Raw genomic sequence first — 22,160 nt, forward strand, 5'->3', positions numbered from 1 at the left:
CGGCGATCCACACCAGCGGCGTGGCGGTGTAGCGCGTCCGAATCCTCGGTCCGAGGGGCGCGCTCAGCGTGCGGCGCGCGGCCAATCGCGGGCCAACGAACTTCTGATCGGCACACGTCCGGTGACTCGTCGTGGTCCGGTCGGTCGCGCGTGCGAGACTGTTGCGGTGCGGTTGTATCGGGATCAGGCGGTGGTGCTGCGCCAGCACAAGCTGGGCGAGGCGGACCGCATCGTCACGCTGCTGACCCGCCAGCACGGTCTGGTGCGCGCGGTCGCCAAGGGTGTGCGGCGCACCCGCTCCAAGTTCGGGGCGCGGCTGGAACCGTTCGCCTACGTGGATGTGCAGCTGTATCCGGGCCGCAATCTCGACACCGTCACCCAGGTGCACACGGTCGAGACCTTCGCCGCCGACATCGTCGCCGACTACGGCCGCTACACCACCGCCTGCGCCGTGCTCGAGACCGCCGAGCGCCTGGCCGGCGAGGAGGGCGCACCCGCCGCCCGCCTGCACACCCTCACCGCCGGCGCGCTGCGCGCCATCGCGCTGGGCCGCCGCCCCCACGAACTGATCCTGGACGCATACCTGTTGCGCGCCATGGCTTTCGCCGGTTGGGCGCCCGCCCTCGACGACTGCGCCCGCTGCGCCACCCCCGGCCCGCACCGCGCCTTCCATGTGGCCGCGGGCGGCGCGGTGTGCGTGCACTGCCGTCCGCCCGGCGCGGCCACGCCCATGGTCGGCGTTCTCGACCACATGAGCGCTCTCAATCGGGGCGACTGGTCCGGCGTCGACGCCGTCTCCGACGCCATGCGACGCCAGGCCAGCGGTCTCATTGCCGCGCATCTGCAGTGGCACCTGGAACGACAGCTGCGCACGCTGCCGCTCATCGAGCGCACCCGCCCGCACGAGGCCGTCGAGCGCGACGCGGCGGCCGAGCGTCCCCGTGCCGCCATCGGCTGACGCCGGGCCGAATCACCCTGGGAGTCCCGGTGAGCGGGCGCGGGAAAGCGGGTCCGGATCAGTGAGATTCGATACAGAGCCATCGAACGTTAGGGAGCCTAAAGTTCACGGCGTGTCGGGATCTCCTCATCGAAAGTCCTCGCCGGCGGCTGTCCGCCGCCTGCCGGTGTCGCTGGCCGTCGCCGCCGTGCTGGCCGCCTCGGCGACCGCGACCGCCGCGGCCCAGCCGGTGCTGCCGAGTTCGCCGTTCGGCGGGCTCGCGTACACGGTGAAGGTCGAAAAGCCGGGCGAGAGCGACGGATTCATCTACTACACCACCGGTGTGAGCGCCGCCGCGCTGGTGCCCGGGCTGGGTACCGTGGCGCAGGTGCTGCCGGGCGGAAAGCCCGCGAACGTCATTGCCGACCGGTCCGGCAAGGAGATCAAACGCTACGAACCGCCTGCGGGACAGGATGTCTCGAACTTCCGGACGCAGATCTACCAGGGGCGCAAGGTGCTCACCTGGTGGCAGGGCAGCACGGTCGCCGGGCACGGCTCGGGTGTGGGAATCATCGCGGACGAGACCTTCAATGTGCTGGCGACCGTCGACCCGGGTGGGGCGGGCGCGGATGTGCACGAATTCCGGCTGACCCCCGACGGTCACGCGCTGCTCACCTCGTACCCGCAGGTCGATGCCGATCTCACCGCCATCGGCGGCCCGGCGAACGGGAAGATGTTCGATACCGTCGCCCTGGTGATCGATGTCGCCTCGGGCCGGCAGCTGTTCCGCTGGAGCGCGGCCGAGCATGTGCCGCTGAGTGATTCGGAGACCTCCGGCAAGCTGGCGGGCGACGTCTACGACCCGTATCACATGAACTCGATCAGCCAGGATCCGTCCGGGAATCTGGTTGTGTCCCTGCGCAATACGTCCGCTGTCTACGACGTCGACCCGAACACCGGCGATATCCGCTGGCAGCTCGGCGGCAAGCATCCGACCCTGACCGCCGATCCGGACGTGCAGTTCGCCTTCCAGCACGACGCCGAGTTCGCCGACGCCTCGACGCTGCGGCTGTTCGACAACAACTCCAGCGGTGTGGAATCGCGCGGGAAGTCGAGCGTGGAGTGGATCCACCTCGACCCGGCCGCGGGGCGCGCCACCCTGGTGCGCAATCAGGAGCACCCGGACGGTCTGGTCACCCCCGCCATGGGCAATGCCCAGGCCCTGCCGAACGGCAATACCCTGGTCAGCTGGGGCATGACGCCCCGCATCTCGGAGTTCACCCCGAGCGGCGAGCTGGTCTACGACGCCGTCCTGCCCTTCGGCAGCTACCGCGCCTACCTCGACAGTCTCCCCAGCTGACCGGCCGGGCGCTCGGCGGCGGGGAAATGCCGGTTTCCCCGCCGCCGTACGCCGTCCGGTGGAGGAAATGTGGAGGTCCGGTGGCAATGGTGTGGGCGCCGTCCGGCCTCGCGGAGCGTCGGGCAGGATGGTGGTCGTGATCGGGAACCGGAAGTCATCGACTGAGCAGCGTGTTGTGCGGCCGCCGTCGCCGCATCCGTCGGGGGCGAAGCCGCCGGCGATTCCGGCGGAATTCGTGCCCAGGCATGTGGCGCTGGTGATGGACGGCAACGGCCGCTGGGCCCAGGAGCGCGGGCTGCCCCGCACCGCGGGCCACGAGCGCGGCGAGGCGGTGCTCATGGACACCGTCGAGGGCTGTATCGAGATGGGCGTGAAGTGGCTGTCGGCCTACGCCTTCTCCACCGAGAACTGGCGGCGCAGCCCCGACGAGGTGCGCTTCCTGATGGGCTTCAATCGCGATGTGATCCGCCGCCGCCGCGACGAGATGCACGAGATGGGTGTGCGGGTGCGCTGGGCCGGCCGCCGACCGCGCCTGTGGCGCAGCGTGATCAAGGAATTGGAGATCGCGGAGGAGCTCACCCGGGACAATACGGTGATGACCCTCACCATGTGCGTCAACTACGGCGGTCGTGCCGAGATCGCCGACGCCGCACGGGAAATCGCGCGCCGGGTGGCCGCCGGGGAACTCGACCCGGAGAAGATCACCGAGGCCACCGTGGCCCGCTACCTCGACGAACCCGATATGCCGGACGTGGACCTGTTCCTGCGTCCCTCGGGTGAACTGCGCACCTCCAACTTCCTGATCTGGCAGGCCGCGTACGCCGAATTCGTGTTCCAGGAAACGCTTTTCCCTGATTTCGACCGCCGCAACCTCTGGGACGCCTGCCTGGAGTACGCCAAGCGTGACCGTCGCTTCGGAGGCGTGAAATGACCGACCAGCTCACCCCCGCCGAGGCGCTCCAGGACCGCGCCCGCGCCCTGCTGCTGCGCTACGGCGTGGAGGTTCGCGAGGAGGACGGCGGCCTCGGCTTCGAGTACGAGGGCGCGCTGTGCTCGCTGCGCGGCGTCAACCTCTCGCCCGGCCTGGATGTGCTGGCGCTCATGTGCATCCTGGCCTGGGATCGTCCGGTGAAACCGCAGCTGCACAAGCGGGTCGCCGAACGCAATGCCGCGCTCCAGTTCGGCACGCTCACCGTCGTGTCCCGCGAGAAGCTCGCGGATGTCATCCTGCGCTACACCTTCCCGGCCGCCGGGCTCGAGGACGAGCCGCTGGCCACCATCCTGCTGCTGACCCTCTCCGGGGCGGGCCGTGCCCGCCAGGGCCTGCTGCTCTGACACCGATACCCGGTGCCGCCCGGGATCGGTTCAGGCTCGGGCGGATTCGGCCGCGGCCGCGGCCTCGGCGGCGCGGCGGTAGTCGGGGAGGATCTCGGTGATGCCGCGCGCGAAGGTGTCGGGGTCGACGTCGCCGAGGATGAGGTGCTGCAGGATGAAGCCGGGTAGTAGGCCGAGGAAGATCTTGGCCACCGCGTCGGTGTCGGCGTCCGGGGGGAGCCAGCCGACGTCGCGCATGCGTTCGGCGTAGTCGAACCAGAGGCGGCGGATGCCGAGGATATTGGTGCGGACGTAGTCGGCGATATTGGCGTCGGTCAGGGCCAGCGACCAGGCCTGCGGGATGATGCGGACCGGCCCGCCGGGGACGCTGAGCCGGACGATGGCCTCGCACATGATGCGGACCAGGTCCGGGGGAGTGGGGAGCGGGTCACTGTAGACGGCTTCGCTGAGGGCCGCGCGCAGGTCGACGGTGGCGTCGGTGGCGAGGTCCTTGATGATGTCGTCCTTGGACTTGAAGTACCGGTAGACCGCCCCGGCCGAGAGGCCGGATTCGGCGAAGACGTCCTGCATGGTGGTGGCGTGCAGTCCCTTGCGGGCGAAGCAGGACTGCGCGGCGTCGAGAATCTGCTGCCGGCGGCGTTCCAGGTGTTCCTCGCTGACTCTGGGCATGCGCCCAAAGTAAAACGAATATCCGTTCTTGACAAGGGGACATTGGGGTGTCAGCCTTGTCCCAATCAAAAAGAACGAACCTTCGCTTTCTTTGGATGGGTCATGAACACAGTCCAGCGCTCCCTCGCCCTCGGTCTCGCCGCGGCCGCCATTCAGGCCCTGATGCTCATCGCCTTCGCCTGGCCCGCCGCCCGCGTCGCGCCCCGGGATCTCCCCATCGCCATCACCGGCCCGCAGGCCGCCGCGGTCGCCCGGCAGCTGACCGATCGCGAGCCCGGCGGCTTCGACATCCGCACCGTCGCAGACGAATCCACTGCTCGCGACGCCATCGAGCATCGAGATGTATACGGGGCCATCCTGACCGGTGGACAGCCCCGGGTGCTGATCGCCTCGGCCGCGAGTCCGATTGTGGCCCAGCAGCTCTCGGCCTTCGCGCAACAGCTGAACGGCGCGCAGGCGGCACCGGTGCAGGACGTGGTCGCCGCCGACGTCCACGACCCGCGCGGTAGCGGTTTCGGCGCAATGGTTCTCCCGCTGGTCATGTCCGGCCTGGCCGGTGGCGTGCTGCTGACCCTGCTGGTGCCGTCGCTGCGCGCCCGCGCTCTCGGCCTGGCCGTCTTCGCGATCGCCGGTGGGCTGCTGAGCATGTCGATCGTCCAGGGCTGGCTGCACCTGCTCCCCGGTGCGTACCTGGCCATGGCCTCGATCAGCGGCCTGGTCTCCCTCGCCGTCGCCGGCACCGTGGTCGGTCTGGCCGCCGTGCTCGGTCAGGCGGGCATCGGCCTGGGCGCGCTCACCATGCTGCTCGTCGGAAACCCCTTCTCCGGAGCCACCTCCGCGCCCGAACTGCTGCCCAAGCCGTGGGGCGAGATCGGCCAGCTGCTGCCGCCCGGCGCTGCCGCCACCCTGCTCCGTTCGACGGCCTTCTTCGGTGACGCCGCCATCGCGGGCCCGCTGACGGTCCTGCTGTGCTGGGCCGCAGCCGGTCTCGCTCTCCTCGGTGTGGGGATCGCCCGCACTCGGCGGACCGTCCCGGCTCTCGCCCCGGACCTGGTGCCCGCGGCCTGAACTCGCCACCCGGACGGCAGCAGCCGCGCACCCCTCGCTCGATGAGCAAGGGGTGCGCGGCTGCTCGCTGTCAGCTCTTGTGGCAGCAGTTCTGGCAGGTGCCGAAGATCTCCATGGTGTGGCTGATATCGGTGAACCCGTGCTCGGTGGCGATCGAGTCCGCCCAGGCCTCCACGGTCGGCCCCTCCACCTCGACGGTCCGGCCGCACTGGCGGCAGACCAGGTGATGGTGGTGTCCGGTGGAGCACTGCCGGTACACCGATTCGCCGGTGTCGGTGCGTAGCACGTCGACCATCCCGGCGTCGGCGAGCGACTGCAGGGTGCGGTACACCGTGGTCAGCCCGATGCCCTCACCGCGCTTGCGGAGTTCGTCGTGCAGCTCCTGTGCGGAGCGGAATTCGTCGATGTCCGCGAGCAGTGCGGCGATGGCACTGCGCTGACGGGTGCTGCGGACCCCGACGGTCTTCTCGCTTGTTCCCACGGATCACCCTTCCTCGGCGTGTGCGACCGCGTCGATGACTATGTGCGCGAGATGTTCGTCGACCAGTTCGTAGATGACCTCGCGGCCGGTGCGTTCGCCACGCACCACCCCGGCGGACTTGAGGATGCGCAGGTGCTGGCTGATCAGCGGCTGGGTCACTCCGAGGGTATCGACCAGTTCGTGCACGCAGCGCGGTGACTCGCGGAGCTGGAGCACGATGGCAATGCGGACGGGCGCCGCCAGTGCGCGCAATAGTTCTCCGGCGGAGTCCAGAATGGTGCGCGACGGCACGGCCGGCGGCTGGGGAGACCGGTAGGGGTACGGGTCGTGGGGGATCGCGGCCGGGGTCTCCGTCGCGACGTGGGAGCGCCGCAGGGGCGCGCCGCTGTCCGTGGTCATCGAACCAACTCCTTATTGGAAACCGATGCCATTCTTATATGCACGTGTACGCATGTCAAACGCGACACGGTGTTAAACCCGTAGCACACGGCAGATAGTCTGGACCGAATCCTTTGCAATCTTCCGGACACGGATGGAGAACTGTTCAGTGGCACCCAAGTCGAAGGTGGACACCGTCGCCAATCTCGCCAAGCGTCGGGGTCTCGTGTACCCGAGCGGTGAGATTTACGGCGGAACGAGGTCGGCCTGGGACTACGGTCCGCTGGGCGTCGAGCTCAAGGAGAACATCAAGCGGCAGTGGTGGCGGTCCATGGTGACCAGCCGTGACGACGTGGTCGGCCTGGACTCGTCGATCATCCTGCCGCGTCCGGTGTGGGTGGCCTCGGGCCACGTCGCGGTGTTCAACGACCCGCTGGTGGAATGCCTCAACTGCCACAAGCGGCACCGGCAGGACCATCTGCAGGAGGCGTACGCCGAGAAGAACAAGATCGACAACCCGGACTCGGTGTCCATGGAGCTCGTCGTGTGCCCCGACTGCGGCACCGTGGGCAAGTGGACCGAGCCCAAGGACTTCAACATGATGCTGAAGACCTACCTGGGCCCGGTCGAATCCGAAGAAGGCATGCACTACCTGCGCCCGGAGACCGCGCAGGGCATCTTCGTGAACTACAAGAACGTCGAGACCACCGCGCGCAAGAAGCCGCCGTTCGGCATCGCGCAGATCGGTAAGTCGTTCCGCAACGAGATCACCCCGGGCAACTTCATCTTCCGTACCCGCGAGTTCGAGCAGATGGAGATGGAGTTCTTCGTCAAGCCGGGCGAGGACGAGCAGTGGCACCAGTACTGGATCGACACCCGCCTGGCCTGGTACACCGACCTGGGCATCGACCCGGAGAACCTGCGGCTGTTCGAGCACCCGAAGGACAAGCTCTCGCACTACTCCACCCGCACGGTGGACATCGAGTACCGCTTCCGCTTCCAGGGCTCCGAGTGGGGTGAGCTCGAGGGCGTCGCCAACCGTACCGACTTCGACCTGAAGACCCATTCCGAGCATTCCGGCACGGATCTGAGCTTCTTCGATCAGAACACCAACGAGCGCTTCATCCCCTTCGTGATCGAGCCGGCGGCCGGTCTGACCCGCTCGCTGATGGCCTTCCTGGTCGACGCGTACCACGAGGAGCAGGTGCCGACGGCCAAGGGCACCATGGAGACTCGCACCACACTGCGCCTGGACCCGCGCCTGGCGCCCGTCAAGGCGGCTGTCCTGCCGTTGTCGCGCAATGCGGACCTGTCGCCGAAGGCCAAGGACCTGGCCGCGCAGCTGCGCCGGAACTGGAACGTGGACTTCGACGACGCCGGGGCGATCGGCCGCCGCTACCGCCGTCAGGACGAGATCGGTACCCCGTTCTGCATCACGGTCGACTTCGACACGCTGGAGGACCAGGCCGTCACCGTGCGTGAGCGGGACTCGATGGCTCAGCAGCGCATCGCTCTCGATCAGGTAGAGGGCTACCTGGCGGCGCGCCTCGTCGGCGCCTGAGTCCAAGTTCACAGAAAAGACCGGTCAATGCCTGACCGGTCTTTTCTTTATTCCATTGCCCCCGAAATCCGGGGCGGTGTCGCGAAATTGGGTAACCGACTACTCACGTTAACGGCCCATGACCGGAGCACTATTTAAGGATGTGGGCAACGGCGCATCTCTGCCGTAGCTCGATCATCCGAGGTGAGTCATGAGCGAGCGTGTTATCGGCCCCCGCTCGGGGCTGCAATGGGTCTCATTGGGGGACACCGGATCATCGTGCCCTGCCGCCCGATCCACGGTGGCGGCATTTCGATCATGGGCCGAGTCCTATCTGACCCAACCCAGTGACGAACTGGGCCGCGACGGGCCGGTCTGCCCGTATGTACGACCGGCCATGCGGCGAGATCTGATGTGGCTGGCGCAGGTTCCAGCGGTGGAGCCGCGGCCGACGTGGGTGCGCGCGATCATCCGTGACGCGCTGGAGGCCTATTCCGGACTGCCCACGGGGAACGGCAGTTCCACCTCCGTGCTGCGCGCATTGATCACCGTATTCCCGAATTTGACGGATTGTTCGCTGATCGATGAGATCCACGATGAATTCAAGAGCAAATTCGTGGAACGCGGCATCATGCTCGGGCAATTCTATCCGGGCTGTGACCAGGCGGGCCTGTGGAACAAGGATTTTCGGCCGCTGGACGCACCGATGCCGATGTTGGTGGTGCGCAGCATGATGACGACCGATTTTCCGTTCCTGCTCGACAGACCGGAGTGGGCCGACGCCTTCGTGCGCAAGTTCGCGCCGGGGCTGCCCGCGCATGTGCGCTCGGTCATGGTGGAGCGCTTGACATCTCGTCCCGCCTTCGTGCCCGCCTACGAGGTGGGCGCCGACGACGACGCATCCTGTTCGGCCAGCAGTTAGGTAGTTCCTATGACGCGTGAGATCGCGGCGGATCGGACCGCCACCGTCTTCCCGCTCTCCCCGGCTCAGCTGGGGATGTTCTATGCGCAGCAACTGGATCCGGCGGTGCCGCTGTCGGAGGCCCAGTACATCGAGATGCACGGACCGCTGGATATCGCGGCGCTGCGGCTCGTGGGGGCGCAGGCAGCGCGGGAATTCGGTTCCGGTGTCCTGCGATTCGTCGAGGTCGAGGATCGGCCGTATCAGGTGGTCGATACCGAACTGGACGCGACGGTCGGCTTCCTGGACTTCCAGGACCGACCGGACCCGGTTGCGGACGCGTTGGAGTGGATGCGCGCCGATGTGGCGGCGCCGATCGAGCTGTTCGGTGCACAGGCTGGGATATCCACCGTGATCCGGGTCGGCGAGTCCCATCACCTGTGGTACACCAGAGCACACCACCTCCTCATCGATGGATTCGGCTCGATGACCATGCTGTATCGGGTCGCCGAGCTGTACAACGCCGCGGTGCGCGGGCAAACGGCGCCTCCCGGCACCGCGGCCTCGCTGCTGGACGTGCACGAGTCGGAGATGGCGTACCGGGAATCGAGCCGGTACGCCACCGACGAGCGCTACTGGCGCGAGGCCACCGCGGGCATGCCCGACCGGTGCAGCCTGGTCGGGGCCACCGCGCCCGCGAGCGCGCTGGCCCGCGAGGCGCGCGCCCAGCTGGGGGAACGGACGGCCGAGCGGCTGGCGAGCGCGGCCCGCCGTCTCGACACCAGTGCGGCGGGCGTGGTGATGGCCGCGGTCGCGCTGTACTACGCCCGACTCACGGCCACCGAGGACGTCGTCCTGAGCCTGCCCGTGTCCGGCCGCACCACCGCGGTGCTGCGGCATTCCGGCGGCATGATCGCCAATGTGGTGCCGCTGCGGGTGCCGGTGCCGCGCGCGGGACGGGTGGGGGAGGTCCTGGATGCCGTGCGGGTGGCGGCGTCGGGGGCCTTGCGGCATCAGCGCTTCCGCCACGAGGACATGCGGGACGAGGGCGACCGGGACGAGTTCGGGCGCGGCATGACCGGGCCGGTCATCAACATCATGATGTTCCCGGACGGGATCGACTTCGAGGGCGTGGAGTCGAGCCTGCACGTGGTCACCTCGGGCCCGATCGAGGACCTGTTCGTCAACTTCTACCAGCACGGTGCGGGCGCGCCGATCCATGTCGACTTCGCCGCGAATCCGCGCCTGTACGACGAGGATTCGCTGAACCGGCATCATCGGCGATTCCTCGCCGTGCTGGATTCGCTGCTGGCGGCGGAGGCCGGAACACCGGTCGCGGCACTGGATTACACGGTGCCGGACGAGCAGCCGGTGCTGGCGGGCGCGCACGGGCCGGCGGCGCCGCAGCCGCGGCTGCTGCCGGAGATCCTGGCGGACGGCCTGCGCCGCGCAGGACCCGAGACGGTCGCCGTCATGGGCCGCGACCGGCGGCTGACCTACGGCGAGCTGGACGCGCTGTCGAATCGGCTGGCGCGGAGGATCGTGCGGGCTGGCGCTGCCGAATCCGGTTCCGGGCTACCGGAAGCCGCGGCCGTCGGACCGGAATCGACCGTGCTGCTGGCGCTTCCCCGTTCGATCGAGGCGATGGTCGCGCTGTGGGCGGTGGCCAAGACCGGCGCGGCGTTCGTGCCGCTCGGTACCGCGCTGCCCGCCGACCGGATGGCGCGCATTGCCGCCGACGCGGGCGCGACGATCGGCCTGACAATCGCGGAATCGACTGCCGCGCTGCCGGATTCGGTCCACTGGATCACTCTCGACGACCTGCTCGACGAGGACGTGGCGCCGGCCGATCCGCCGCTCACCGCCGAGGAGTTGCGGGGGCGGCCGCGGGCCGGCAATCCGGCGTACGTGGTGTTCACCTCCGGATCGACCGGGGTGCCCAAGGGTGTGGCGGTGACCCATGCCGGATTGGCCGGGCTGGCCGCGGCGATCGTGACGGCGTACCGGGTCGCGCCGGGTGCACGGGTCCTGCAGTGCCTGAATCCGAGTTTCGATGCGTCGGTGCTGGAATGGCTGATGGCGTTCGCATCGGGCACGACCCTGGTGGTGGCCGAATCGGATCCGGTGGTGGGCGCCGAATTGGCCGGGCTGGTCCGGGATTTCGGCATCACCCAGGGCTGTTCGACACCCGCGGTGCTGTCCACGCTGGAGCCGGACGCGCTCGACGGGGTGCGCGCGGTGTCGTCGGGCGGGGAGCCGACGCCGCCGGATATCGTGGCGCGCTTCGGGATCGGGCGGGAGCTGCTGAATTCATACGGTCCCAGCGAGACCACGGTGGCCGTCACCTACACCCGGGGGCTGGTGCCGGGCGTGAATGCCGGGCTCGGCGACCCCATTCCGGGCGCCGGGATGCTGGTGCTGGATCGCTGGCTGCGGCCGGTGCCGATCGGGGTGGCCGGGGAGCTGTACGTGACCGGGCCGGGGGTGGCGCGCGGGTACGTCGGCCGTCCCGGGCCGACCGCCGAGAGTTTCGTGCCCGCCCCCTCGGGTCCGGCCGGGGCCCGCATGTACCGCACCGGAGATCTGGTGCGCTGGACCGAGAGTGGCGTGCTCGAGTACGTGGGTCGCAGCGACTTCCAGGTGAAGCTGCGCGGTATGCGGATCGAGCTGGGTGAGATCGACGCCGTGCTGAACGCGCACTCGTCGGTGGAGATCGCGGTCACGGTGGCGCGGCCCGGTCCCGGCGGCGGCACCGTGCTGGACGCGTATGTGGTTCCGCACGCCGGTCAGGTGATCACCGAGCCCGAGCTGCTCGACCACGCCACCCACCGCCTGCCGCCGTACATGGTGCCCGCGACCGTCACGGTGCTGGGTGCGTTGCCGCTCACCGCCAATGGCAAGGTGGATCGCCGGGCGCTGCCGGAACCCGTGGTGGCGCAATCGATGTCGGGTCGCGCGCCGGCCACCGCCACCGAACGCCTGCTCTGCAGCCTGTTCGCGGAGGTTCTCGGGACCGAGGCCGGTCCGGACACCTCGTTCTTCGCCCTGGGCGGCGATTCGATCATGGCGATCACGCTGGTGTCGCGCGCTCGTGCCGCGGGCCTGGTCTTCTCCGCCCGTGAGGTTTTCGAGCACCGCACCCCGGCCGCCCTGGCGGCCGTGGTCACCCGGCTCGAGGACCGTCCGCAACGGCTGCCCGAACTGGCGGGCGGTGGCGTCGGACGCCTGCCGCTGACGCCGATCGCGGCCTGGCTGCTCGGCCGTCCCGGTTGGCGGCATTTCGCCCAGTCGATGGTGGTCCAGGTGCCGGCCGGGGTCGAACTCCCGGTGCTGCTGCGCGCCGTCCAGGCGCTGCTCGACCGCCACGATGTGCTGCGCGCCCGCCTGGTCGACACCGACGACGGGCTCCGCTTGGACGTCCCCCCGGCGGATGACATCGAGGCGGCGACGCTGCTGACACACTTCGAGTGGACGGCGGCCGACGTGTCCGGGGCGGCGGTCGACCGAGCGCTGACGGATGCCGCCGGTCGGTTGGATCCGCGTGCGGGTGTGATGATCGCACTGAACTGGCTGGACGCCGGTCCGGCGCGGCCGGGCCGGTTGGCGATCGCGGTGCACCACCTGGCCTGTGACGCGGTCTCGTGGCGAATCCTGCTGCCCGACTTGATGTCCGCCTGGACGCAGGCCGCGGCGGGGACGAAACCCGAGCTGCGGGAGACCGGGACCTCGATGCGCACCTGGGCGTACGCACTGGAGGCGCTGGCGTCACCGGACATCCCGGGCGCGCCGGCCGATGACTCGGCTGCCGTCGAATCACCCTGGCCGGTCAGCGAACTCGGGTACTGGCGTGACGTGCTGGCCCCGGATGCCCTGATCGGGCGGCGCCGGCTGGACGTGGCGGTGGACACCCATCGGACCGCCCGGCGGATCGATATCGAGGTGCCGGGCGAGGTGTCGGCGGCGCTCATCGCCCGGCTCGCGGGCACCTACCGCTGCGGCGTCGAGGACGCGCTGCTGGCGGCCCTCGCGCTGGCGCTGGCGCGTTGGCGGGACGGGCAGGATGCGGTCGCCGCCGGGACCGTGGTCACGGTCGAGCGGCACGGCCGCGACGAGGCCGCGGTGCCCGGTGCGGACCTGTCGCGGACGGTCGGCTGGTTCACCACGCAGGTGCCGGTGCGCCTGGGACCCGTTGCCGTGGAGCGAGATTCGGGCGCGGCCAGCGTGGACAGCGCGTTGAAGACGGTCAAGGAACAGCTGCGGGCCGTGCCGCGCGGCGGCTTCGGCTACGGGCTGCTGCGCTACCTGAACGCGCGGACGGCCCGGGAGCTCGCGGCACTGCCGGATCCGCAGATCGGATTCAACTACCTCGGGCAGATTCCCGAGCTCGCCGTGGGCGATTGGCTGCCGGTCGCGATGGGGGACCGCCTGGGCGGGCACGCGGATCCGGATATGCCGCTGGCGGCGGTCATCTCGGTGGACGCGGTCACGCTGGAGTCGGAGCGTGGGCAGCGGATCCGGGCGGTGTGGCAGTTCGCCGGTCATGCGGTCGCGGCCGGGGACGTGGAAGCGCTGGCGCGGGAATGGCTTTCGGCCGTCGGTGAGATCGCCGAGCTGGTACGGCGGCCCGACGCCGGTGGCCTCACCCCTGCCGATCTGCCGCTGCTGACCGTCGCGCAGCCGGAGATCGAGTCGTGGGAGCGGGCTTTCGGCCGTCTGACCGATGCCTGGCCGCTGACGCCGCTGCAGCGCGGCCTGCTGTTCCAGGCGCAACTGGCCGCGGGCGGCCCGGACGGCTACTCGGTGCAGGCGATCATCGATGTCGAGGCCGACCTCGATCGCGACCGGCTGACGGCCGCCGCCGAGGCGCTGGTCCGCCGCCACGATGTGCTGCGCGCCGGCTTCCTGGCCTCGGATACCGGTGCGGTGCAGGTGATTCCGGCCGAGGTCGCGGTGCCGTGCGCCTATCGGGAGGCGATCGGCGCCACGCCGGCGGAGCTCGACGAGATCGCGGCGGCCGAACTGCGTGAGCCGTTCTCGGTCGACCACCCGCCCCTGATCCGATTCCTGTGCATCGCGGCGGGGGATCGGCGCTTCCGGCTGGTCATCACCAACCACCACCTGATCCTCGACGGCTGGTCCATGCCGATGCTGTTCGCGGAACTCATCGCCCTCTACGAAACCTCCGGCGACGACACCGGATTCGCGACCCCGGCCCCCTTCCGCACGCACCTGGAGTGGCTGGCCGCCCGCGACGACGACCTGGCCCGGGAAGCCTGGGCGCAGTCCCTGTCCGGCCTCGACGGCCCGACCCTGATCGCCCCGACCGCGCCGCGCGCCGACGCCGCGACCGCCCCGGTCGCCCACGAGGTGCCCCTGCCCGATGGTCTGCCGGACGCCCTGCGCCGCACGGCCGCGGCCTGCCAGGTCACCGTCAACACCCTCGTGCAGGTGGCCTGGGCGCTGCTGCTGGCCGAGCAGGCCGGCGGCTCCGACATCGTCTTCGGCGCCACGGTGTCCGGCCGCCCGCCGGAACTGGCCGGCGCCGAGCGCATGGTCGGCATGCTGGTCAACACCGTCCCGGTCCGCATCGCCCTGGACCCGGCCGAATCGATCGCCGACCTGCTCACCCGCGTGCAGCGCGAGCAGGCCGCCCTGGCCGACCACCAGCACCTGGGCCTCGACGAGATCCAGGCAGCCACCGGCCTGGGCCCGCTCTTCGACACCGCCACCGTCTTCGAGTCCTACCCGGTGGACGCCGCGACCCTCACCGCCGCCACCCGCCAGGCCGACCTCACCGTCACGTCCCTGCGCGCCCAGGACGGCACCCACTACCCCCTCTCGCTGGCCGCCTACGCCAACAACGGCCTCCGCCTCGAACTGACCCGCTCCCCACACTATTTCGACGCCTCCCAGGCCGATGCGCTGGCAGCGGCGCTGTCCCGCCTGCTGACCGACCTCACCGGCGACTCGCGCCGCCGCGCCGCCGGGCTGCGCGGCACGGACCCCGACGCGCTGGTCTCGGTCCGACCCGGGGCCGACTCCCGCGAGGTGCAGCTCCTCCCGGATCTCCTGTCCGCCAACGGATACCCGGACACAACCGCGATCGTCGGCGCCGCCTCAACGGCCGACAGCGCTGCCGAGCTGACCTACGCCGAGCTGGCGGCCGCGTCGAATCGATTGGCTCGTAGGCTGATCGAAGCCGGTGCCGGGCCCGAGCGGGCGGTGCTGGTGGCTCTGCCGCGATCGGTGATGTCGATGGTCGCGGTGTGGGCCGTCGCGAAGACCGGGGCGGCGTTCGTGCCGGCGGATGTCACGCAGCCGGCGGCGCGGACGAGCGCCATCGCCTCGGAATGCGGTGCGGTACTGGGGATCACCTCGGATCAGGTGACGGATCTGCCCGGCGACGTGGCATGGCTGCGGCTGGACAGCGACGCGTTGGTCGCCGAGTGCGCGGCGATGTCCGCCGAGCCGGTCACCGATGCCGACCGGCTCGCGCTCCTGCGCCCGGAGCATGCGGCCTACGTGGTGTTCACCTCGGGGTCCACGGGCACGCCGAAGGGTGTCGTGGTCTCGCACACCGGGCTGGCCAATATGGCGGCGGCCATGGCGGAACGCGGTGGCATCGATCGCGATTCGCGCGTGATGCACTGCCTCAACCCGGCTTTCGACGCGGCCATGCTGGTGTGGATGTCCGCGTTCGCCGCCGGCGCGACGCTGGTCGTCGCACCGCCGGAGGCGAGTGCGGGTGCGGAGCTGGCGGCCGCCATCCGCGCGGGCGCTGCCACCCACCTGACCTGTACGCCGAGCGTGCTCGCGACCCTCGATGCCGCAGACCTGCACGGTGTGCGGACGGTCGTCATGGGTGGCGAACCCTGCCCGCCCGCGCTGGTGACACGTCTGGGTCAGGGTCGCGCGTTCGTGAATTCCTATGGCCCGGCGGAGACCACGATCGCCGCGAGCTTCGGCGACCCGATGACGGCCGGCACCTCGACCCTGCTCGGCGAACCGGTGCCGGGGACGACCCTGCTCGTGCTGGACGCCTGGCTGCGTCCGGTACCGCTGGGCGCGGTCGGCGAACTGTATGTGCGCGGTTCGGGGCTGGCGCGTGGCTATGCCGGTCGTGCAGCGCTTTCCGCGAGCCGGTTCGTCGCCGACCCGTTCACCGCCGGACAGCGCATGTACCGTACCGGCGACCTGATGCGCTGCACCGCGGACGGTTTCGAGTACGCCGGTCGCAGCGACTTCCAGGTGAAGATCCGCGGCATCCGGGTGGAGCCGGGTGAGGTCGACGCCGTCCTGCTGACGCATCCGGGCATCGAGGCCGCGGTGACCGTCGCCCGCCGCAACCCCGCCGGCGCGATGACGCTGTGCTCGTATGTCGCGCTGTCGGATCCGGCCTCGGTGCCGGAGCTGCTGGCCTGGGCTTCCGGCCGGCTGCCGCGCTACCTGATGCCCGCCGGCCTGCAGGTGCTGCCGGAGTTGCCGCTGACGGCGAGCGGCAAGGTGGACCTGCGCGCCCTGCCCGAACCCCAGCTGGTACAGGCCGAATACGTCGTCCCGGCGGGTGCCGAGGTGGCCATCGCCGAGACCTACGCCGAGGTGCTGGGGCTGGATCGCGTCGGTGCTCGCGACGACTTCTTCGCGCTCGGCGGCGATTCGCTCATCGCGACCCGCGTCGCCGCCCGTCTCACCGCGCACCTGGGCCGCACCGTTCCGGTCCGCCTGCTCTTCGAGGCCCCGGTGGTCGCCGACCTGGGCGTTCGGCTGTCTGCCGCCGAGACCGACACCGCCGCACCCGCTCTCACCCGGACCGAGCGCCCCGACCTGGTCCCGCTCTCCCCGGCTCAGCAGCGCATGTGGTTCGTCAACCGCTACGACCCGGCCTCCCCGGCCTACAACGTGCCGGTGGCGCTGCGTCTTTCGGGCCACCTGGACCAGGACGCCCTGCGCGCCGCGCTGCGGGATGTGCTGGCCCGCCACGAGACACTGCGCACGGTCTATCCCGATATCGACGGCGTCGGCATGCAGCGGGTGCTCCCCGCCGAGGACGTCCCGCTCGACCTCGACCCGGTGCCGGTGTCCCTCGACCGGCTACCCGAGGTCGTCGCGGACACCATCGGCCGTGGGTTCGACGTCACCGCGGCGGTCCCGCTCCGGGTCCGGGTGTTTGTCGTCGACGACCGCGAAATAATCCAAGCCGCAGCAAGTTACGGCCCGCGCGCCATGACGGACGGCCAGTTCGAAGAGCACGTGGTCGTGCTGGTCGCGCATCACATTGCGACGGACGGTTTCTCGATGGCCCCGCTGACCCGCGATGTGGCCGCCGCCTATGCGGTGCGGGCCGCCGGGCAGGCGCCGGCGTGGGAGCCGCTGCCGGTCCAGTACGCGGATTACACACTGTGGCAGCGGGATCGGCTCGGCTCCGAGGCGGACACGGACTCGCTGGCGGCCCGGCAGCTCGGGTACTGGTCGGACACCCTCGCCGGGGTGCCGGATCATCTGGAGCTGCCGGCGGATCGGCCGCGTCCGGCCCGTGCCTCGCATCGGGCGGCCGAATGCACCGCCCGCGTGGACCGGGACCTGACCGCCGCGATCGACCGCTGCGCCCGCGCGCATCGGGCGACCCCGTTCATGGTGGTGCACGCCGCACTGGCCGTGCTGCTGTCCCGCCTCAGCGGCTCCGCGGACGTGGTGGTCGGCACCCCGGTCGCGGGGCGTGGCGTGCGTGAACTCGACGACCTGGTCGGCATGTTCGTGAACACGCTGGTATTGCGCACCGGTATTCGCCCGGAGGAGGGTTTCGCCGCGCTGCTCGATCGGGTGCGGGATACCGATCTCGCTGCCTTCGAACATGCGGACGTGCCGTTCGAGCGGCTCGTGGAGGTGCTGGCCCCGGCCCGGTCGGAGTCCCGGCACCCGCTCGTCCAGGTCATGCTGGTGTTCCAGAACCTGGCCATGCCGGAGCTCCAGCTGCCCGGGCTGACCGTGTCCCCGCTCGAATTGCCGCAGACCAACAGCCGTTTCGACCTGAGTCTCACGGTCATCGGCGACGCCGACGGCATGGAACTGCGGTGCTGCTACGCCACCGACCTCTTCGATGCGTCGACCATGGCGGACTTCACCGGCCGACTGGTGCGGGTGCTGGCCGAGATCACGGCCGAACCCGCCCGCCCGATCGGTGATCTCGACCTGCTCACCGCGGCGGAGCACGAGCGGCTGCACGCGGCCGCCGAACCCGTCGCGTCCCCGCGCATGCTGGCCGACCTCATGGCCGACGCGGTCGCGGCGAACCCGGACGGCCTCGCCGTCATCTGCGGGGACCGCCGGCTCACCTACCGTGAGCTCGACGCCCGGGCCGAGCAGCTGGCGCGGCGGCTGACCGCGGCCGGCGCCGGACCGGAAACACTGGTGGCCGTGGGCATTCCGCGGTCCATCGAATCGGTGCTGGCGGTCTGGGCCGTCGCGCGGGCCGGGGCGGCCTTCGTCCCGGTGGATCCGGCCTATCCGCCGGATCGGATCGCCCGGATCATCGACGTTTCGGGGGTATGTCTCGGTCTCACCGTGCGCGCGCAGTGGGACCGACTTCCGGGCACGGTGGAATGGTGGTGCCTGGACGACCGCGAGGCGGAGGAGTATCCGCTCGCGGTTCATGAAATCAGCAGGAACACAGCCCATCCGGCGTACGTCATCTTCACCTCGGGATCGACGGGCGCACCCAAGGGGGTTGTGGTCTCCCACGCGGGTCTGGCGAATCTCGCTGCCGCACAGCGGGACCGGGACGCACTCACCTCGGAATCCCGGGTCCTGCACGTGGCGTCGCCGAGTTTCGACGCCTCCGTCGTGGAACTGCTGATGGCGGTGGGCGCGGCCGCCACGTTGGTGATCGCGCCCCCCACCGTCTTCGCCGGACCCGAGCTGGGCGAACTGCTGTCACGCGAACGGGTTTCGCACATCGCGCTCACGCCCTCGGCGCTGTCGACCGTGGATCCGTCCGGCCTGGACGATCTGCGCCTGATCGTCACCGGCGGCGAATCCTGCCCGCCGGAACTGGTCGCCGCGTGGGCGGCCGAGGGCCGCAACCACTTCAACGACTACGGGCCGACCGAGGCCACGGTGACGGCTGCCGGCGCGCCCGTGCATCCCGGTGCGCCGATCACCATCGGCCGGGCCGCACCCGGCATGCGGGCCCTCGTCCTCGACGACCGGCTGCGCCCGGTTCCGGACGGCGTGGTCGGCGAACTGTACCTCGCGGGAATCGGCCTGGCGCGTGGCTATTTCGACCGCTACGACCTGACCGCAGCCCGTTTTGTGGCCGACCCGCACGGCCCGGCCGGCCGGCGCATGTACCGGACCGGCGACCTGGTGCGGCGAGGCGACGGGGACCTGGAATACCTGGGACGCACCGACACCCAGGTCAAACTGCGCGGCCTGCGCATCGAACTGGGCGATGTCGAGGCGGCGCTGACCGCGGAGCCCACGGTCGCGCGCGCGGTCGCGGTGGTCCGCGACGACGGGCGCGGCGGCATGCTCGCCGCCTACGTGGTCGCCGCGGACGGCACGGAACCCGATCCGGTGGCTCTGAAGAAGGCGGCCGCGCAACGGCTCCCGTCCTACATGGTGCCGTCCGCCATCACGGTGCTGCCCGACCTGCCGCGCACCGCCAACGGCAAACTGGACCTCGATGCCCTGCCCGCACCGCAGCTGGTGGCAGGGGAGCAGCGACCGCCCGAGGGGCCCGTCGAGACGGCGGTGGCGGCGGCCTTCACCGAGGTCCTCGGCGTCGACCAGGTCTGGCGTGACGACGATTTCTTCGCCCTCGGCGGCAATTCGCTCATCGCCACCCGGGTGGTGGCGCGGCTCGGCGCGGCGCTCGACACGGCCGTCCCGGTGCGCGCCCTGTTCGACGCCCCGACGGTGGCAGAGCTGGCGGCGCTGGTCGCCTCCGGTGGCGCGTCGGATCGTCCGCGCCCGGGACCGCGCCCGCGCCCGGAGCGCATCCCATTGTCGGCGGCACAGCAGCGCATGTGGTTCCTCAACCGCTACGACCCCGCCTCGCCGCTCTACAACATCCCGGGAGCGTTCGAAATCACCGGCGCACTGGATATTTCGGTGCTGCGTGAGGCACTCGACGATGTCGTCGCCCGGCACGAGACACTGCGCACCATCTACCCGGTGGGGCCGGACGGGCTTCCGTACCAGCAGATCCTGCCCGCGACAGCGGGTTCGCTGCCGGTCACCGAACTCGAGGTGGCGGAGGCGGACATCGCGGCGGCCCTGATCGCCCAGCTGTCCCGCGGCTTCGACATCACCCGCGAGACGCCGCTGCGGGTCTGCGTGCTCCGCATCGCGCCGGACCGCACGGTGCTGGCCATGGCCGTGCACCACATCGCGGCGGACGGCTGGTCCATGGCCCCGCTGGCCCGGGATGTCATGTACGCCTTCATCGCTCGCTCGACCGGGGTGGCGCCCGAGTGGATTTCGCTCCCGCTGCAATACGCCGACTACGCGCTGTGGCAGCACGAACTGCTCGGCTCCGACCGCGATCCCGACAGCCTGGCCAGCCGTCAGCTGGAGTTCTGGCGTACCACCCTGGCCGGTGTGCCCGAGGTCCACGCGCTGCCCACCGACCGCCCGCGCCCGGCGGCTCCGTCCGGGTCCGGCGACCGCATCGAATTCACGGTTCCCGCAACGGTTCACGACCGCATCCAGGTACTCGCCCGCAACCACGGCGCCAGCCCGTTCATGGTGGTGCACGCCGCGCTGGCCGTCCTGCTGGGGCGGCTGTCCGGCCGCACCGACATCGCCATCGGCTCGGTGGTCGCGGGCCGCGGTGACGGCGAATTCGACGACCTGGTCGGCATGTTCGTCAATACCGTGGTGCTGCGCTCGCAGCTCGATCCCGCCGCCGGTTTCGCCGGCACCCTCGACGCCGTGCGGCAGGCCGACCTGGCCGTCTACGGCAATATGGACCTGCCGTTCGAGCGGCTGGTGGAGGCGCTGGCCCCGGCCCGCTCCACCGCGCACCACCCGCTGTTCCAGGTGCTGCTCGCCTTCCAGAACCTGCAGACCGAGGCAACCACGCTGCCCGGGTTGGAGATTCGACCCCTGGACGCGCCCGCACCCGGATCCAAGTTCGATCTGGAATGGATGCTGGCCGAGCAGTTCGGGGCGGCGGGGGAACCGGCGGGCATCACCGCCTCCCTCACCTTCACCACCGACCTGTTCGACCGCGGCACCGCCGCCACCATGGTGGACGGCTTCCTCGCGCTCCTGGACGCGGCAACTGCCGCCCCGGCGGCGGCGATCGGCACACTTGCCGTGACGCCCGCCGCGGGCACCCCGCTGCCCGCGCTCACCGTGCATCCCCACGACGAAGCCACCGTCGTGGTGAATCCGCAGCCCGCCCCCGCCCGCCGGGCCTACCGCGCCCCGCGGACCGACGCCGAACGCACCCTCGTCGACGCCTTCGAGACCGTGCTGGAATCCCCGCGAATCGGCGTGGACGACAACTTCTTCGATACCGGCGGCAACTCCATGGGCGCGGTCCGCCTGGTCACCCTGGTGCGCGAACACACCGGCATCCCCATGCCCCTGCAGTGGATGTTCCTCGACCCGACGCCCGCCGCGCTGGCGGAGCGCCTGGTCGAGGCCGCCGACCAGCCGGGGGTGGAGGCGTCCATGCGGGTGCTGCTGCCGATGCGCCCGCAGGGCGACGCGCCAGCCCTGTTCTGCGTGCACCCGGCCATCGGACTGGCCTGGTGCTACGGCGGACTGGTGCAGTACATCGACGGTGACCGCCCCATCTACGGCATCCAGTCGCCCGGCGTCACCGACGGCGGCACCGCCGACCGCACCGTGCGCGAACTGGCCGTCCGGTACGTCGAGGAGATCCTCCACGTCCAGCCCGAGGGCCCGTACCACCTGCTCGGGTACTCGGCCGGCGGGCCGCTGGCGCACGCCATGGCCGTCGAATTGCGCCGCCGCGGTGCGGAGGTGCCATCCCTGGTCATGATCGACTCGCGCGCCGACGTCGCGGTGCCCGACGACAGCGCCCTCCCGCCGCTGTCGATGCTGCTGGCCGAATTCGGCGGCATCGACATCCCGCCGGAGCTCGAGCACCTCACGCCCGCCCAGGCGGCGGATCTGCTGGCCGCGTCCGGAATCACCTTCACCGCAACCGATCTGGAGAACTTCTACACCGATCTGCAACACCTGCTGCGCCAGATCGCGGCCCACGAGCACGAGGTTTTCGACGGCGACCTGCTCTTCTTCGCCGCCGCCCACAACCCGGACCCCAACCCGAACGTCACCACCTGGCGGCGGTATATCGGCGGCAGCATCGAGGATCGGCCGCTCCCGTACAGCCACAACGAGATGATCACCGCCGAGGCGCTGGCCGTCATCGGACCCCTCGTGGACGCCTACCTGCGGCGGTGATGCCGCGCAAAGCGCGCGATCTCGCGCCGCCGCTGGGGAAGAATGGGCGCTGGA

General features: G+C 70.5%; 11 protein-coding genes. 8 read left to right on the forward strand and 3 right to left on the reverse strand.

The window, feature by feature from the left end:
• Positions 1-166: 166 nt before the first annotated feature.
• From recO to ACFXIV_RS14190, 4 genes are all read left to right on the forward strand, one after another.
• The gene (gene recO / locus ACFXIV_RS14175) at positions 167-958 is read left to right on the forward strand and encodes a DNA repair protein RecO (RefSeq protein WP_379399291.1); all 792 of its coding nucleotides are present in this window, start codon (positions 167-169) and stop codon (positions 956-958) included.
• 112 nt (positions 959-1,070) lie between these two features.
• Complete coding sequence (locus ACFXIV_RS14180; RefSeq protein WP_379399290.1) at positions 1,071-2,297, forward strand: arylsulfotransferase family protein; 1,227 nt, start codon at positions 1,071-1,073, stop codon at positions 2,295-2,297.
• A 127-nt stretch (positions 2,298-2,424) separates the two neighbouring features.
• Entirely contained in the window at positions 2,425-3,228 is an 804-nt protein-coding gene (locus ACFXIV_RS14185) for an isoprenyl transferase (protein ID WP_364617730.1), read from the forward strand.
• Positions 3,225-3,632 carry a hypothetical protein gene (locus ACFXIV_RS14190; protein ID WP_379399289.1) on the forward strand — a complete coding sequence of 136 codons (408 nt, stop codon included), beginning with the start codon at positions 3,225-3,227 and terminating at the stop codon, positions 3,630-3,632. Before ACFXIV_RS14185 ends, ACFXIV_RS14190 begins: the two co-directional genes overlap by 4 nt.
• Before the next feature lie 30 nt (positions 3,633-3,662).
• Here the strand turns inward: ACFXIV_RS14190 and ACFXIV_RS14195 are convergent, their stop codons facing one another.
• Complete coding sequence (locus tag ACFXIV_RS14195; protein WP_379399288.1) at positions 3,663-4,301, reverse strand: TetR/AcrR family transcriptional regulator; 639 nt, start codon at positions 4,299-4,301, stop codon at positions 3,663-3,665.
• A gap of 102 nt (positions 4,302-4,403) precedes the next feature.
• Here ACFXIV_RS14195 and ACFXIV_RS14200 point away from each other — a divergent pair, with 102 nt between their 5' ends.
• The gene (locus tag ACFXIV_RS14200) at positions 4,404-5,369 is read left to right on the forward strand and encodes a hypothetical protein (RefSeq protein ID WP_379399287.1); all 966 of its coding nucleotides are present in this window, start codon (positions 4,404-4,406) and stop codon (positions 5,367-5,369) included.
• Positions 5,370-5,439: 70 nt separating this feature from the next.
• Here the strand turns inward: ACFXIV_RS14200 and ACFXIV_RS14205 are convergent, their stop codons facing one another.
• Positions 5,440-5,850, reverse strand: coding sequence for a Fur family transcriptional regulator (locus ACFXIV_RS14205; protein ID WP_354835448.1), 411 nt, complete (start codon positions 5,848-5,850; stop codon positions 5,440-5,442).
• A 3-nt stretch (positions 5,851-5,853) separates the two neighbouring features.
• Positions 5,854-6,249, reverse strand: a complete 396-nt coding sequence (locus tag ACFXIV_RS14210; RefSeq protein WP_040861788.1) for a metalloregulator ArsR/SmtB family transcription factor — start codon at positions 6,247-6,249, stop codon at positions 5,854-5,856.
• 148 nt (positions 6,250-6,397) lie between these two features.
• Between ACFXIV_RS14210 and ACFXIV_RS14215 the strand changes: the two genes are divergently transcribed.
• The 3 genes from ACFXIV_RS14215 to ACFXIV_RS14225 all read left to right on the forward strand — a co-directional run bounded on the left by ACFXIV_RS14215 (position 6,398) and on the right by ACFXIV_RS14225 (position 22,106).
• Complete coding sequence (locus ACFXIV_RS14215) at positions 6,398-7,789, forward strand: glycine--tRNA ligase (protein WP_364617741.1); 1,392 nt, start codon at positions 6,398-6,400, stop codon at positions 7,787-7,789.
• A gap of 190 nt (positions 7,790-7,979) precedes the next feature.
• Positions 7,980-8,690 carry a DUF6875 domain-containing protein gene (locus ACFXIV_RS14220; protein WP_379399286.1) on the forward strand — a complete coding sequence of 237 codons (711 nt, stop codon included), beginning with the start codon at positions 7,980-7,982 and terminating at the stop codon, positions 8,688-8,690.
• 9 nt (positions 8,691-8,699) lie between these two features.
• Positions 8,700-22,106 carry an amino acid adenylation domain-containing protein gene (locus tag ACFXIV_RS14225; RefSeq protein ID WP_379399285.1) on the forward strand — a complete coding sequence of 4,469 codons (13,407 nt, stop codon included), beginning with the start codon at positions 8,700-8,702 and terminating at the stop codon, positions 22,104-22,106.
• Positions 22,107-22,160: the final 54 nt, after the last annotated feature.

It is taken from the genome of Nocardia sp. NPDC059236, assembly GCF_042754085.1.
In the GTDB taxonomy this organism is placed as follows: Bacteria; Actinomycetota; Actinomycetes; order Mycobacteriales; family Mycobacteriaceae; genus Nocardia.

What these genes read in the sequence shown, in the direction of transcription:
- ACFXIV_RS14195 (WP_379399288.1), bottom strand. Translation starts at nt 4,301, where the DNA reads ATGCCCAGAGTCAGCGAGGAACACCTGGAACGCCGCCGGCAGCAGATT.
- ACFXIV_RS14200 (WP_379399287.1), top strand. Translation starts at nt 4,404, where the DNA reads ATGAACACAGTCCAGCGCTCCCTCGCCCTCGGTCTCGCCGCGGCCGCC.
- ACFXIV_RS14220 (WP_379399286.1), top strand. Translation starts at nt 7,980, where the DNA reads ATGAGCGAGCGTGTTATCGGCCCCCGCTCGGGGCTGCAATGGGTCTCA.
- ACFXIV_RS14185 (WP_364617730.1), top strand. Translation starts at nt 2,425, where the DNA reads ATGGTGGTCGTGATCGGGAACCGGAAGTCATCGACTGAGCAGCGTGTT.
- ACFXIV_RS14210 (WP_040861788.1), bottom strand. Translation starts at nt 6,249, where the DNA reads ATGACCACGGACAGCGGCGCGCCCCTGCGGCGCTCCCACGTCGCGACG.
- ACFXIV_RS14190 (WP_379399289.1), top strand. Translation starts at nt 3,225, where the DNA reads ATGACCGACCAGCTCACCCCCGCCGAGGCGCTCCAGGACCGCGCCCGC.
- ACFXIV_RS14225 (WP_379399285.1), top strand. Translation starts at nt 8,700, where the DNA reads ATGACGCGTGAGATCGCGGCGGATCGGACCGCCACCGTCTTCCCGCTC.